This is a genomic window from Mesorhizobium sp. M0052, from assembly GCF_040323255.1.
Classification (GTDB): Bacteria; Pseudomonadota; Alphaproteobacteria; order Rhizobiales; family Rhizobiaceae; genus Mesorhizobium.
Genome location: NZ_JAMYUS010000015.1, coordinates 139386 through 153413, shown reverse-complemented (window position 1 = coordinate 153413; position 14028 = coordinate 139386). Strand labels below are relative to the sequence as shown.

Annotated in this window: 12 protein-coding genes and 1 pseudogene; 10 read left to right on the top strand and 3 right to left on the bottom strand. The window is 63.4% G+C overall.

Features of this window, described 5'->3' with window-relative positions:
- Positions 1 to 133: 133 nt before the first annotated feature.
- On the top strand, positions 134 to 349 hold the full coding sequence (locus NKJ77_RS20945; protein ID WP_023669401.1) for a DUF2842 domain-containing protein: 216 nt from the start codon (positions 134 to 136) through the stop codon (positions 347 to 349).
- A 15-nt stretch (positions 350 to 364) separates the two neighbouring features.
- Here NKJ77_RS20945 and NKJ77_RS20940 read toward each other — a convergent pair whose 3' ends face one another.
- A complete protein-coding gene (locus tag NKJ77_RS20940; protein WP_023669400.1) occupies positions 365 to 1423 on the bottom strand; it encodes a polysaccharide deacetylase family protein in 1059 nt (352 codons plus the stop codon).
- A gap of 91 nt (positions 1424 to 1514) precedes the next feature.
- Between NKJ77_RS20940 and NKJ77_RS20935 the strand changes: the two genes are divergently transcribed.
- Positions 1515 to 2744 (top strand): GNAT family N-acetyltransferase, encoded by a 1230-nt coding sequence (locus NKJ77_RS20935; protein ID WP_023833095.1) that lies wholly within the window; start codon positions 1515 to 1517, stop codon positions 2742 to 2744.
- 3 nt (positions 2745 to 2747) lie between these two features.
- Here the strand turns inward: NKJ77_RS20935 and NKJ77_RS20930 are convergent, their stop codons facing one another.
- Complete coding sequence (locus NKJ77_RS20930; protein WP_023669398.1) at positions 2748 to 3458, bottom strand: GntR family transcriptional regulator; 711 nt, start codon at positions 3456 to 3458, stop codon at positions 2748 to 2750.
- 264 nt (positions 3459 to 3722) lie between these two features.
- Between NKJ77_RS20930 and NKJ77_RS20925 the strand changes: the two genes are divergently transcribed.
- The 6 genes and pseudogenes from NKJ77_RS20925 to NKJ77_RS20900 all read left to right on the top strand — a co-directional run bounded on the left by NKJ77_RS20925 (position 3723) and on the right by NKJ77_RS20900 (position 9708).
- A complete protein-coding gene (locus NKJ77_RS20925) occupies positions 3723 to 4823 on the top strand; it encodes an ABC transporter ATP-binding protein (protein ID WP_023689478.1) in 1101 nt (366 codons plus the stop codon).
- A gap of 35 nt (positions 4824 to 4858) precedes the next feature.
- Complete coding sequence (locus NKJ77_RS20920; RefSeq protein ID WP_023833094.1) at positions 4859 to 6148, top strand: ABC transporter substrate-binding protein; 1290 nt, start codon at positions 4859 to 4861, stop codon at positions 6146 to 6148.
- A 321-nt stretch (positions 6149 to 6469) separates the two neighbouring features.
- Positions 6470 to 7297, top strand: a pseudogene (locus NKJ77_RS20915) (ABC transporter permease); the annotation flags it as partial.
- Between the two features lies 1 nt (position 7298).
- Entirely contained in the window at positions 7299 to 8117 is an 819-nt protein-coding gene (locus NKJ77_RS20910) for an ABC transporter permease (RefSeq protein WP_023682326.1), read from the top strand.
- Between the two features lie 2 nt (positions 8118 to 8119).
- Positions 8120 to 8866 carry an aspartate/glutamate racemase family protein gene (locus NKJ77_RS20905; protein ID WP_023682327.1) on the top strand — a complete coding sequence of 249 codons (747 nt, stop codon included), beginning with the start codon at positions 8120 to 8122 and terminating at the stop codon, positions 8864 to 8866.
- 5 nt (positions 8867 to 8871) lie between these two features.
- On the top strand, positions 8872 to 9708 hold the full coding sequence (locus NKJ77_RS20900; RefSeq protein ID WP_023833093.1) for a GNAT family N-acetyltransferase: 837 nt from the start codon (positions 8872 to 8874) through the stop codon (positions 9706 to 9708).
- 98 nt (positions 9709 to 9806) lie between these two features.
- Here the strand turns inward: NKJ77_RS20900 and NKJ77_RS20895 are convergent, their stop codons facing one another.
- Positions 9807 to 12023: a GumC family protein gene (locus tag NKJ77_RS20895; protein WP_023833092.1), complete on the bottom strand. Its 2217-nt coding sequence runs from the start codon at positions 12021 to 12023 to the stop codon at positions 9807 to 9809.
- Positions 12024 to 12287: 264 nt separating this feature from the next.
- Between NKJ77_RS20895 and NKJ77_RS20890 the strand changes: the two genes are divergently transcribed.
- Together NKJ77_RS20890 and NKJ77_RS20885 are read left to right on the top strand one after the other, a co-directional pair.
- Positions 12288 to 12851 (top strand): polysaccharide biosynthesis/export family protein, encoded by a 564-nt coding sequence (locus tag NKJ77_RS20890; RefSeq protein ID WP_023669390.1) that lies wholly within the window; start codon positions 12288 to 12290, stop codon positions 12849 to 12851.
- Positions 12852 to 12858: 7 nt separating this feature from the next.
- Entirely contained in the window at positions 12859 to 13989 is a 1131-nt protein-coding gene (locus tag NKJ77_RS20885) for a glycosyltransferase (protein WP_023833091.1), read from the top strand.
- Positions 13990 to 14028: the final 39 nt, after the last annotated feature.

Genomic DNA, 14028 nt, shown 5'->3' with positions numbered 1-14028 from the left:
TGACGTGGCGGATTGGTGAACCATCGCAACCCGGCTGACAAGACCGGACGGCGCGGCACGCCGTCGCGCCGCATCTCCCGGGTTGCACAGGCGCGCGGTTGGGCCTAAGCGGAGGCGATCAACGAGAACGCTCATGCCCATCCGCCTGAAAAAGCTGATCGGAACTTTCCTGCTGGTGGCGCTGGTCATCATCTATGCGCTGGTCGCGTCGATCATAGCGGTCGCGCAGCTGTCGCAATCCAGCCCGCTGGTGCACTTCCTGTTCTTCCTGTTCAGCGGCCTGTTCTGGGTGCTGCCTGCGATGGGCATCATCAAATGGCTGATCCTGGAGCCGCCGCCGAAAGGCTGAAGAGCCCGCCCCAGGTTAGATGGTGACCACCATTTTGCCGGCATTGGCCAGCGGCGTCGTTAAGCCCGACAACATGGTGCGGATATGGGCGACGCTCTGGTAGCGGCCGTTGATCGAAATGCGCGGCAGCGCGTGCAGGAAGCCGGCGTGCTCGGCGTGCAGCACGCCGTGGCGAGTGGTCACCGCCGAGGCGTAGCCGGCGTCGCGGGCAAAGCCCACTTCGCGGCAGCCGACAGCGCTGGCGTAACCATAGGGGTAAGCGAGATGACGGGGGTCTTCGCCGAGCTGCGCCTGCAGTTGGCGCCTGACGTCGACGATCTCATGGCGCGCATCGCCTTCGTCGAGCCGCTTCAGATTGCGGTGGTTGACCGTATGCGCGCCGATCGTCACCAGCCTGTGCCCGGCCACGGCGCGGATGTCGTCCCAGGTCATCAGCGTGCTTGGGCGCAAGCCATCGAGGTCGATGCCGTTCGAGTGCGCCAGATCGCGCAGCACGGCGCGCTGATCCTCCTCGCGCACCTCGAGCGTCAGATAGGCATGCAGACGCGCATTGGCGTGGAGTTTCTTGCCGTGGGTCGAGCAGTCTATGGTCACCGGCCCCTTCGGCGTCGCCAGCGTCAAACGCTCCCGCGCGTTGACGATATCCTCGACCACGTCCCACCATAAATCGGCGCTGCCGTCGATCAGACCCGGCGCGACATAGATGGTGATCGGCGCGTCGTGCTTTTCGAGCACTGGCAGCGCTTCGGTCATGTTGTCGCGATAGGCGTCGTCGGCGGTGATGGTGGCGAACTGGCCGTCCTTGCCGCCGGCCTTGATGCGCTCGATCGCCTCGTCGAGGGTGACGAAGGCATAGCCCCTCGACTTCATGTCGGCGACGAGAGCGTCGAGGAATCGCGGGGCGATGTTGAGGTGGCGGTTAACGCCGTCCGGCTTCTCCGGCGTGGCGGTGACCCGATGCAACATGAGGATGGCGCCAATGCCGCCGACAAACGGCTTGGCCAGCGGTGCAAGGCCGGTAAAGCGGGCGATATTAAGCGCCAGTTTCCGAACTGCCTCACCACCGTCGATCATTCATTCACCTTTTGCGCCTAGGCTCGATCCAAGCACGGAACGCGCCGACGCGAACTCCTGATCGCGACGAATACGCCTTAAGGATTGAGGTATGGTTGACGCCACCGCGTCATTTGACGGCAATCGGCTCGCCGCAAGCAAGGCGTCTGCGCGCACGCCGGCTGCCGACCAGACCAGTCTGTTGGTGTCGATCGCAGATGCTGCCGCGCTCGCCTCTTACGGCGAATTCTGCCGTTCGGCGCTGTTTGCGCCGGCGCAAAGCGCGGACTGGGTTCGTGCCTGGACGGCGCAGGCTAATCCCGATGCCGTCATTGCCACGCTGACAATCGAGGACAGGCCGGTCTTTGCACTGGCACTGGAAATCACGCGAACTGGTCCATTCCGCGTCGCCCGCTTCATGGGCGGGCGCCATGCAAACGGCAATTTCGCCGCCGCCGATCCGGCATGGCTGGCAAAGGCAGATGCTGGGGGGATCCGCAGGCTGGTGACGGCGATCGGCAAGGCGCGTCCCGACATCGATCTCGTTGCCTTGGAAAGGCTTCTGCCCGACCTCGATGGTGTTGCCAATCCGCTGGTGGCGTTCTCCAACTTTCCGAGCCCAAACCTGTCGCTCGCCGTCAATCTCGACGGTGGTTTCGATGCGCTGCTGTCGCGTGTGGGCGGCAAGCGCAAGCGCAAGAAGCACCGTTCGCAGACACGAAAATTCGAGGCGGTCGGCGTTCATCGCCGCATCGAGGCGCAGACACCCGAAGACGTGAACCGGCTGCTCGACGCTTTCTTCGAGATGAAGGAGTTCCGCTTCGCCAAGATGGGCATCGCCAATGTCTTCGGCGAGCCGGAGGTGCGGGCTTTCTTCCGTGCCCTCTTCGCCGGCGCGCTGGCCGAGGAGAAACCGGCCTTTGTGCTGCATGGGCTCGAAGTGGCCGGCAAGCTGCGTGCAATCACCGGCTCGAGCCGCTCGGGCAAACGCCTGATCTGCGAATTCGGCGCCATCGCCGAGGACGATCTCGGCCACACCAGCCCCGGCGATTTCCTTTTCTTCGACATCATCGAGGAAGCCTGCCAAACAGGCTTCGATGTCTATGATTTCTCGGTCGGCGACGAGCCCTACAAGCGGCTCTGGTGCGATATCGAGACCCAGCATTTCGAGGTGCTGGCGCCCCTGACGCTGAAGGGACGCGCCCTGGCGTCGGCGCTGCGGCAGGGCGCACGGGCGAAAGCCTTCATCAAGAACAACCCGACGGTCTGGAAGCTGACCAAGATGCTGCGCCGCAAGGCCGCCGGACAGGCAGCGCCCGCTCCCACGGACGACGAAAACTAGCGTTCAGAAATTCAGCGCTTCGCGGAGCGCCGGGCCGGCCCTGACCCGCAGGTCGAGATCTGCCTCGATGTGGTCGATATGGTGCAGCATCAGCCGGCTCACCAACCCGCAATCGCCGCTTTCCAGCGCGCCGACCATTTCCGTGTGCTCACTGTGTCCGCAGGCCGACACGCCGGATCGTCCGTAAAGGGCGATGACCAGCGACGAACGCGCCACCAGCTCCTCCATGAAGCGCTGCAGGATGGCATTGCCGGCGACGGAGGCGAGCAGCAGATGGAAATCGCCCGACGCCTTGATTTCGGAGCGCCGGGCGGTTGGGCCGCGCTCGGCGATGAAGCGGCCTTCCTCGTCGAGCTGCGCGCGGAACGCAGCGATATCGGTGGCTGTGACCCGCCCACAGGCGGCAATGGCTATGCCCGGCTCGATCAGCCGGCGCGATGCGAACACCTGGCGCGCTTCCTCGGGCGAAGGGTTGGCGACGAAGGCGCCACGGTTGCGCTCGGTACGCACCAGCCCCTCGAAGGACAGCATCTGCAGCGCCGCGCGCGCGACGGTGCGCGAGACGTCGAACAGCGTGCCGACCTCGCCTTCCGACAGCTTGGTGCCGGGCGTCAGCCGACGGTCGACGATGGCGTCCCGCAGATTGTCGCGAATCGCCTGGGCGCGATCCTGGTTGGCGCTGTCGGCGGAATGGATCTGATCGGCAATGTTCATGGCGATGATGGTTCCCAGCCTCTTCTAGCGCGACTCGTCGCCTGCGCACGAGAGGCAAAGTGGACACGAAGCCAAAAAAGATTGCATACGATTCTTGTGCAGATCGCGCACAATCGCCCATAATTTGTGCAATGCACAAGATAGCCTACCGGCTAGGCAGTGGGCAAGAACCCCGATTTCGCTGTCGATTCAAACGCTTGGGCCGATTGCCGCCGATTGGCACGCATAATGCATTGGTTAATGCGACCAAACGGGGAAGCCTGAATGTCCAAAGCCGCCGAGATCGACATCGTCTCCGTTTCGAAAGTGTACGGAACGACGACTGCCGTCGAGGCCATCAGCCTGAAAATACCGGCAGGCACCTATTGCTGCCTGCTTGGCCCCTCCGGCTGCGGCAAGACCTCGACGCTGCGCATGATCGCCGGCCACGAAAGCATTTCGTCGGGCGATGTCCGCCTCGGCAACATTGTCGTCACCGACCTGCCGCCGGCAAAGCGTGGCACGGCGATGATGTTCCAGTCCTATGCGCTGTTTCCGCATCTCGACCTTGTCGACAATGTCGCCTTCAGCCTGAAGATGAAGGGCGTCGACAAGGAGCAGCGCCGTGCCAAGGCGCTCGACATGCTCAAGCTGATGCAGATGGAGGCCTATGCGACGCGCCGGCCGGCGCAGCTTTCCGGCGGCCAGCAGCAGCGTGTTGCACTCGCCCGCGCTCTGATCACCGATCCCGAGGCGCTGCTGCTCGACGAGCCGCTGTCGGCACTCGACCCGTTCCTGAAGATACGCATGCGCGCCGAGCTGAAGAAATTGCAGACCTCGCTCGGCATCACCTTTGTCCACGTCACCCACAGTCAGGAGGAGGCCATGGCATTGGCGGACCTGATCGTGGTGATGAATGACGGCCGCATCGAACAGGCTGCGCCGCCACGAGATGTGTTCGAAAGGCCGGCCACCGCCTTCGTCGCGCGCTTCATGGGCGACCACAATGTCATCTCCGGCCGGGTCACCGGCGCGCGCGACGGCATGGTCGTCTTCGACGTCAATGGTGGCGCCTCGCTCGCCGCCCGCGGGCAAGGCCGGGAGGCGGGCCAGGAGGTGGGCACGCCGATCGACATCGCCATCCGCACCGACCATGTGCGCATCGGCGAAGCACCCTCTCCCGGCCTCGGCTTCACCGGCATCGTCTCCAACATCGAATATCGCGGCGCCACGGTGAAGCTGTCGGTCACCGGCGGCGGCATCGACGATTTCACCGTTATCATCGACGATTCCGACTTCTTCGCCAAACCCGTCGCCCTTGGCGACGCCGTACCGCTCGCCTGGGATTCCGAGGACGCCATCGTCCTCGGCCGCCTTCATTCATGAATTCAACGAAGCAAAACAAAAACAGGGAAATAGGAATGACAAAAACAGTAGAAACAAAGACCGGAATTTCGCGCCGTTCGTTGCTCAAGACAGGTGCGGCCGCCGTCGGCCTCGCCGCAGGCTCGGGCGCCATTACAGGCTTCCCGACCATCTGGGCGCAGTCCAACATCACGCTGCGCCAGTTCGGCACCGGCGTGTCGAACCTGAACGCGATCGCCGACAAGTGCAAGGCCGACCTCGGCATCACGCTGGAAATGACGGCGACCGATTCGGACGCGGCCGCCCAGCGCGCCGTGACCCAGCCCGACAGCTATGACATCGCCGACATCGAATACTGGATCTGCAAGAAGGTGTTCCCGAGCGGCGTGCTGCAGCCGATGGATGTCAGTAAGCTTAAATACTACGACGAACTGGTGCCGTTGTTCAAAACCGGCAAGCTGACGCCCGACAGCATCATTGCCCAGGGCACCGCGCCGCACACGGTCGGCTATGTCGAAGCGCAGGACTCAAAGACCTTCGCCAAGGCGCCGACCAAGTGGTTCACCATGGTGCCGACGATCTACAACGCCGATACGCTAGGCATCCGGCCCGACCTCGTCGGCCGCGACATCACCACCTGGGCCGACATCATGAACCCGGCCTTCAAGGGCAAGACCGCGATCCTCAACATCCCGTCCATCGGCATCATGGATGCGGCCATGATCATGGAGGCCACAGGCAACATCAAATATGCCGACAAGGGCAACATGACCAAGGAAGAGATCGACAAGACGATCGACTTCCTCATCAAGGCCAAGCAGGCCGGCCAGTTCCGCGCCTTCTGGAAGTCGTTCGACGAGAGCGTCAACCTGATGGCATCGGGCGAAGTGGTCATCCAGTCTATGTGGTCGCCGGCCGTCGCTGCCGTGCGCTCCAAAGGCATCGCATGCCGCTTCCAGCCGCTCAAGGAAGGCTATCGCTCATGGGGCGGCGGCCTTGGCCTTGCCGCCCATCTCAAGGGCGCCGAGCTCGACGCCGCCTACGAATACATCAACTGGTATACGTCGGGCTGGGTCGGCGGCTATCTCAACCGCCAGGGCTACTATTCCGCCAATATGGTCTCGGCCAAGAAGTTCATGTCCGAGGACGAATGGGGCTACTGGATCGAAGGCAAGCCGGCCAAGGGCGAGATCAAGGCGCCGGACGGCACCGTCATGGAAAAGGCCGGCGCCGTGCGCGACGGCGGCTCTTTCGAAGAGCGTATGGGCAAAGTCGCCTGCTGGAACTCGGTCATGGACGAGGACCGCTACATGGTGAAGCGCTGGAACGAATTCATCGCGGCGTAGAGCGGACGCGTTCACTGTGATGTTGCGATCCTTCGCGCCCCCCTCTGTCCTGCCGGACATCTCCCCCACTTGGGGGGAGATTGGCAGCGTCATGGCCGGCTCTTCGTTAGCAACGTTGGAGTTTGGCGAAGGCCGTTATGAGAGTTCGATCTCCCCGCTCGTGGGGGAGATGTCCGGCAGGACAGAGGGGGGCGCGAAGGATCGCAAGTCATCGCGATCACGCGGAGGATTTTCCCAATGACAGTCGCGCTCGAACGCCCCGCCATCGCAGCAGCCAAGCCCGCCAGACGCCGCCGCGTCTCCCATGGCGCCGTCACGCCCTATTTGCAATCGGCGCCGCTGGCGGTCATCCTCGGTGCGTTCCTGCTCTTGCCAATCATCATGATCGTCGTCGTCTCCTTCTGGGACTACGACTTCGCCGCCATGTATCCGGATTTCCTGACGACGAACTATTCCGACGTGCTGGGATCATGGGTCACCTGGAAGACCTATCTCAACACCATCAAATTCGCTGCCATCGTCTGGGCTCTGACTTTGTTCATCGGCTTCTGGGTCGCCTATTTCCTCGCCTTCCATATCCGCACCACCGCCATGCAGATGGTGCTGTTCCTTGTCTGCACGGTGCCGTTCCTGACCTCCAACATCATCCGCATGATCTCGTGGATCCCGGTGCTTGGCCGCAACGGGTTGATCAACTCGACGCTGGTGCAATTGGGGCTGGTGCCAAAACCCATCGAATGGCTGCTCTATTCGGAATTCGCCGTGGTGCTGGCCATGGTGCATCTCTACACGCTGTTCATGGTAACGCCGATCTTCAACACGTTGATGCGCATCGACCGCTCGCTGGTCGAGGCCGCGCGCGATGCCGGCGCGTCCGGCTGGCAGGTCTTGTGGAACGTCGTCATCCCGCTGGCCAGGCCCGGCATGGCGATCGGCACCATCTTCGTCGTCACGCTGGTGATGGCCGATTTCTCCACTGTGCAGGTGATGTCGGGCGGCCAGAGCGCGTCGGTCGCACTGATGATGAAGAACCAGATGTCGCTGCTGCAGTATCCCGCAGCCGCCGCCAATGCCGTGGTGTTGCTGGTGTTGGTGCTCTTGATGGTCGCCGGCATCCTGCGCATCGTCGATATCCGCAAGGAGCTCTGAGGTGAGCCACGAAAAACGCACCCTCGAATTCTATGTGCTTGCGGTCTTCTTCACTCTGTTCGTGCTGTTCCTCTATGGCCCGCTGTCGGCGATCCTGATCCTTTCTTTCCAAGGCGAGACCGGCGGCCTCACCTTCCCGCTCAATGGCATGTCGCTGCACTGGTTCGCCAATCTGTTCGAGCGCCAGGCGGTCGGCGATTTCGGCGGCAGCTTCAAGCGCTCGCTCGTGCTCGGCCTCATGGTGATGATCGTCACCGTCGTCGTGTCGCTGTTGGCAGGGCTCGCTTTCCGGCAAAAATTTCGTGGCGCCACCGCTTTGTTCTACCTGGCGGTCGCCAGCCTCGTCGTACCCTCGATCATCATTTCGCTCGGCATCGGCGTCGTCTTCCAGCAGGTCGGCTTCCGCCCGGCCTGGTACACATCGGCCTTCGGCGCGCACCTGACCTGGACCTTGCCCTTCGGCGTGCTCATCATGTTCGCCGTCTTCAACCGCTTCTCGCCCGCCTATGAGGAAGCAGCGCGTGACCTGGGCGCCAACTCCTGGCAGACCTTCGCCCATGTCGTGCTGCCGATGATCGCGCCGAGCCTGATCGGCGTCGGCCTGTTCGGCTTCACGCTGTCCTATGACGAGTTCGCCCGCACGCTGATGACGTCGGGCACCTTCAACACGCTGCCGCTCGAGATCTACGGCATGACCACCAATGTCACGACGCCGGTGCTCTATGCGCTGGGCACGGTCACCACCGTGTTCTCCTTCCTGGTGATCCTGGCCACACTGGGCGCCATCCTCTATGTCGGCCGCAAGCGGGCCAGGGTTTGATCGTGCAGATACTGGTGGTGAACCCCAACACGACGGCGAGCATGACCGAGACGATCGCGGCGGCGGCGCGCGCCGTTGCCGGCGCCGGGACCGAGGTGATCGCGGTCACCTCCTCGATGGGTCCTGCCTCGATCGAGGGCTATTATGACGAGGCATTGGCCGTGCCCGGCCTTTTGATGGAGATCGCCGCCGGCGAACGTGCCGGGGCTCAGGCCGCCATCATCGCCTGCTTCGACGATACCGGCCTGGATGCGGCACGCGCCATGGCCTCTATTCCGGTCATCGGCATCTGCGAGGCCGCACTCAGTGTCGCCTCCTACATTGCCCAGCGCTTCACAGTGGTGACGACCACCGAACGCTCGCGTGTCCCTGTCGAGGGGCTGGTGCACCGCTACGGCATGGCCGGGCGTGCCCGCGTGCGCGCCGCCGACATTCCCGTACTCTCGCTTGAAGACGCTGCTTCCGGCGCTGTCGAGAAACTGCGCGCCGAGATCGCCCGCGCCATAGCGGAAGACCGCGCCGAGGCCATCGTGCTCGGCTGCGCCGGCATGGCCGACCTGGCACACCGGCTGCAGCAAGAGTTCGACCTGCCCGTCATCGACGGCGTCGGCGCCGCCCTCAAACAGGCCGAGGCGCTGATCGCATTGGGCCTGTCGACCTCGAAGCGCGGCTCCTATGCCAGTCCGCTGGCCAAGCCCTATCGCGGCGTGCTGAAATCCTTCTCGCCGGGGGTGGTCGCCGCGGAGTGAACGCTATGAAGCCTACCGTCCGCGCATTGTCTCCGCCGGAACTGACCGTTCTCATCGACTGGGCGGCGGCTGAAGGCTGGAACCCTGGCCTTGATGATGCCGCCGCGTTCCGGCCAACCGATCCTGAAGGGTTCATCGGCGCTTTTGTCGACAACGAGATGACCGCCGCCATCTCGGCTGTCGCCTATGGCGGCAACTTCGGTTTCATCGGTCTCTACATCTGCCGACCAGACATGCGCGGCAAAGGCCATGGCAAAGCAGTCTGGAATGCGGGCATGGCCAGGCTGGCCGGCCGAACGGTCGGCCTCGACGGGGTCGCCGCGCAGCTGGCGAATTATCGCCGCACGGGATTCAGCTCGGCGTACGAAACCATCCGCTTCAGCGGCCGTATCGCGACCCCGCCCGTCCGAAGCGAAGGGGTGCGCATGATAACCACGCAACTCGTGCCCGACATCATCGCCTATGACGCCCGCTGTTTCCCCGCGCCTCGACGAGCCTTCCTGCACCGCTGGGCGCAGCCGCCGCATTGCGGGTTCGCCGCGATCAGTTCACTCGGCACCATAGGCTACGCCGTGGCTCGTCCCTGCCGTTCGGGTTACAAGATCGGCCCGCTGTTTGCGGACGACACCGAGACGGCGATGCAGCTCATGGGCAGTCTGGCTGCCGCATGCGAAGGTGTCGACCTGCATATCGACGTTCCTGCCGAAAATTTCGATTTCACCGCGGCGCTTTCAGCAATTGGTTTCAGGCCGACCTTCACCACCACGCGCATGTACAAGGGCCCGCCTCCGAAGGTCGACTCGCGCCGAATATTTGGCGTGACGACCCTGGAGTTGGGGTAGATCCCGGCGCCGACTGACAGGCTTGGTTTTTTGGGAGCCGGCGGGCGATGGACGAGCCGATCCGTAGTAGCGCCGCCTAAGTCGAATTGTCTGATGTCTCAGGCGGCGCTACGTCGTCCCGGCACGGGGTTACCCGGCGTCTCGTGGCCGATCGGCGTCACCAGAGTGAGGTCGGGATAGCCGCTTTCGATCAGCTCGACGGCGGCCTGCGCCACCTCATCGTCCGCCTGCAGCATGGACATGAAGACCTCAGTGCTGTCGCCGACCAGTCGGCTGATGCCTTGCGCATCGGCCGGTCCGCATTCGACAATGACCAGATCATAGGCGGTGGTCAGCGACTGCATGATGATCGGCAGCCGGTCGGCGGCGCGCATGGCGCGAACCGGATCGGCGGTGCCGACGGGAACGACATGGCAGTCGGAATAGAGGTCAGCGTGAACGACGTCGCTGAACTGCGCTTCCGAAGCCAGCAGATTGGTGATGCCGGGGAAAAGTCCGCTGTCCAGCATCGGCCGCGAGGCGGCACCTGACGCCGTGAGATCGAGCAGCAGCACGCGCAGGCCAGCGTCGGAGACTTCGCGCGCTACCAGCACTGCCGAGGCCGCGGCCTCATCGCCTTCGGGCGAGACGAAGATGGCGCGCGCAGCACCGCTGGCGATCAGCTTCTCCGCCGCCTTCTCGACATCGATCTCGCCAAGGCTGGAGCGGACAGGTTCAGGTTCGGCTTGCGGTTCGGAACCGGCGATCGCTGCGTCCTCCTGCACTGCAGGAGCCGGCTCGGGCTTTGGCGCCAGTTCAGACTCCATGGTCGTCGGCTGATCGTCCACTTCCACGACCTCAGGAGCCGGTTCCGGGTCGACTACCGGCGCCGACATTGCCGGCATCGCAACCTGCTCGATACGCTCGAAGCGCGCCCCTGGGGCCGGACGCATGGCGCGGCCCGAAAACAGCTCCTGCAGCAGCGTGATGACCGACATCAGAACCAGCGAGCCGACGAAGGCGGCGCCGACGATCGGCACGAGCTTGGGGAAATAGGGTTCCGACGGCACGCGCGCCTCGGAAAACACGCTGGCATCGACCGGCAGATAGTTTTTGCGCGAGGACACTTCGCGGAAGCTCGCCATATAGGATTCAAGCTGCTGGCGCCGGACGTTCGCCTCACGCTGCAGCGCATCCAGCTGGACTTGCTCCTCGCCGGCGCGCGACGACGCCGCTTTCAGCTTGTTGACGTCCGATATCAGCTGGTTTTCGCGCGCCTGGGCGGTCTGCGCCTGCGTCAGCAACCCGCGCATGATCTTTTGCGCCTCGTTGCGGATCTGACCGTCGAGATCGGCTAGCTGCGACCTCATCGCCCGCAGGCGCGGATGGTTGTCGAGCAAAGTGGTGGAAAGATCGGCGATGTTGGTTCTGAGCTCGATCTGACGCTCGCGCAGCCGCTGGATCAGATCGGAAGACAGCACTTCGGGTACAGCGTCCAGCGAACCGCCATTCTGCAGGGCCTGGCGCACCCTTTCGGCCGTTGCCTCAGCCGAGGCGCGGCTGGCGCGCACACGCGACAGCTCGCTCGACAGTTCGGACAATTGCTGTGTCGCCAGCACCGAATTGTTGCCAGCCATCAACAGGTCCGACTGAGCGGAGCGGAAGGCCGCGACCTTGGCCTCTGCATCCCTGACCTGCTTCTGCAGATCGTCGATTTCCGGCCCGAGGAAGGCGGTCGCGGCGGCGTTCGACTTGGTCTTGGCGTCCGCCTGATAGGCCAGGTAGGCCTTGGCGATGGCGTTCGGAATGTCAGCGGCAAGCTGGGGATCTTCAGAGGAAAATTCGACGGCGATGACGCGGGTCTTTTCCACGCCATAAACATTGAGCTTGTCGCGCATCTTCGTCAGCACGCGCTCTTCGAGCGGAATTTCTTCCGGATCGCTCTTCAGCCCGGCAATGACCAGGAGCCGGGTGACCGGCGACATGCCGAGCGCATAGTTGAACTCGGGCTTGTCGCCCAGCTTAAGGTCGGCAGCCACCTGCTTGAGAATGTCGGACGAGGAAATGACCTGAACCTCGGTTGCTACACCTTCCGCATCGAGCACAGGTTTGTCGTCTTCATTGGTGCCGGCAGGCCGCGTAAAGGCCGATTCGCTCAACTGGATTTTCAGCTGCGTCGTGGCCTTATAATGCGGCGTGGCAAGCCACGCGAACGCGAAGGCGAGACCAGTGACGAGAAGCGTGATCACAAGAATGCGCAGCCAGTTCCGCGCCAGGCTGGCGAAGAGCTGTCTCAGGTCGACATCGACATCTGCGGCCGCGGACTGGTCAGACATGCATTCCTGCTCCGGACATGAGGCTAGATGGTAGCGTAAACAACTATGGTAACTCAGCCGTTAAGATCGCGGTAAGCAGCTGTTAGGGTTTGCTGACATCCGGTAAACAAAGCCAGCAAAACTATACGGCTTTTTGTCGATTGCCGCCAAATCGGCCGCGTCCCTTTACCGGCCATTAACCCTAACAGGATGATAACGAACCCAGATCCTTAAGGTTTGCCGCCGTGTCCTGGCGGCCATAGCGACGAAGGTGTGTGTCCGATCATGAAAAGCGCTGCTGGTCTGTTTCGCGCTCTGCTGGCCGTGTCGATGCTCGCCGGCTGCTCCAGCTACCGGCCGACGCCGGCGGCCTTCCACGAGGTACTCGACCAGCCCTATCGGCTCGGCGCCGGCGACCGTGTCCGCGTCACCGTGTTCGAACAGGACGGTCTGACCAACACCTACAGTGTCGATCAGTCCGGCTACATGTCCTTCCCGCTGGTCGGCGCGGTGCCGGCGCGCGGCCACACGGCCCAGCAGCTGGAAAAAGCGCTCGCCGACAAACTGCGCCAAGGCTATCTGCGCGACCCCGACGTGTCGGTCGAGATCGATCGCTACCGGCCGATCTTCGTCATGGGCGAAGTGGGCGCCGCCGGCCAGTATTCCTACGTGCCGGGCCTCACCGTGCAGAAGGCCATCGCGATTGCCGGCGGTTTCTCGCCGCGCGCCAACCAGGAAAGCGTCGACATCACCCGCGACATCAACGGCAAGGTGATGACAGGCCGGGTGGTTACCTCCGATCCGCTGCTGCCGGGCGACACGGTCTACGTTCGCGAACGCCTGTTCTGACATCAACGTGGCGGACCAGCTCAGGATCGTCCACTGCTTTCGCTCACCCGTCGGCGGGATCTTCCGGCATGTGCGCGACCTGACGGAGGCCCAGCTCGCCGCCGGACATGTTGTCGGCATCGTCTGCGATTCGACCACCGGCGGCGAATACGAGGAACGCCTGTTCGACCAGATGAAGGACAGCCTGGCGCTCGGCATCCATCGCACGCCGATGCAGCGCCATGTCGGGCCGGGCGACTTCGCCTCGGCCTGGCGCACTTACAGGATCATCAAGGAATTGCAGCCGGACGTGTTGCACGGACATGGCGCCAAAGGTGGCGCCTATGCCCGTCTGTTCGGCTCATTGTTGCGGGTATCTAGGTCTCGCGTAGCCCGCCTCTATTCGCCGCATGGCGGCTCCCTCCACTATGATGAAACGACGACGACCGGGAAGCTGTTCTTCGCGATCGAGCGCTTCATGGCGCGCTTCACCGACTGCCTGCTGTTCGTCTCCGACTATGAGCGGCGCACCTATCGCAGGAAGGTCGGCGAACCGCCTATCCCGAACACGCTGGTCTATAACGGCCTGCGCGCCGCCGAGTTCGAACCGGTGGTCGCACAGCCCGACGCGGCCGACCTGCTCTACATCGGCATGATGCGCGACCTCAAAGGGCCTGACATTTTCATCGACGCGCTGGTGCTGGCCGGGTCCCAGCTAGAGCGCCGCTTGACCGCGGTCATGGTCGGCGATGGCGACGACCTGCCGCGCTACCATGCGCAGGTGAAACGGCTGGGCCTCGGAAAACAGGTCCGCTTCTTGCCGCCGATGCCGGCCAGGGAGGCATTTTCGCTGGCCGATCTGGTCGTCGTCCCCTCCCGCGCGGAAGCCATGCCCTATATCGTGCTGGAGACGCTGGCGGCCGGCAGGCCGATGATCGCCACGGCCGTCGGCGGCATTCCCGAAATCTTCGGGGAGGGATCCCCTGCCCTGATCCGTCCCGATCCGCGCCAACTCGGCGACAAGATGGGTGAAGCGCTGCGCGATCTCGACGCCTACCGGCGCGCCATGCCCGATACGGCCAGCCTCAGGGCGCGATTCGGCGCCGATGTGATGGCCGCCGAAATCGAAAAGGCCTATTTCGCCGCGCTCAACAGATAGACGACCGTCCAAAACCACAAGTTGTCTCAAGGTTTTTTT

Coding starts and splice junctions, on each gene's coding strand:
- NKJ77_RS20895 (WP_023833092.1), bottom strand. CDS start 12,023: ATGTCTGACCAGTCCGCGGCCGCAGATGTCGATGTCGACCTGAGACAG.
- NKJ77_RS20900 (WP_023833093.1), top strand. CDS start 8,872: ATGAAGCCTACCGTCCGCGCATTGTCTCCGCCGGAACTGACCGTTCTC.
- NKJ77_RS20890 (WP_023669390.1), top strand. CDS start 12,288: ATGAAAAGCGCTGCTGGTCTGTTTCGCGCTCTGCTGGCCGTGTCGATG.
- NKJ77_RS20945 (WP_023669401.1), top strand. CDS start 134: ATGCCCATCCGCCTGAAAAAGCTGATCGGAACTTTCCTGCTGGTGGCG.
- NKJ77_RS20920 (WP_023833094.1), top strand. CDS start 4,859: ATGACAAAAACAGTAGAAACAAAGACCGGAATTTCGCGCCGTTCGTTG.
- NKJ77_RS20940 (WP_023669400.1), bottom strand. CDS start 1,423: ATGATCGACGGTGGTGAGGCAGTTCGGAAACTGGCGCTTAATATCGCC.
- NKJ77_RS20925 (WP_023689478.1), top strand. CDS start 3,723: ATGTCCAAAGCCGCCGAGATCGACATCGTCTCCGTTTCGAAAGTGTAC.
- NKJ77_RS20930 (WP_023669398.1), bottom strand. CDS start 3,458: ATGAACATTGCCGATCAGATCCATTCCGCCGACAGCGCCAACCAGGAT.
- NKJ77_RS20935 (WP_023833095.1), top strand. CDS start 1,515: ATGGTTGACGCCACCGCGTCATTTGACGGCAATCGGCTCGCCGCAAGC.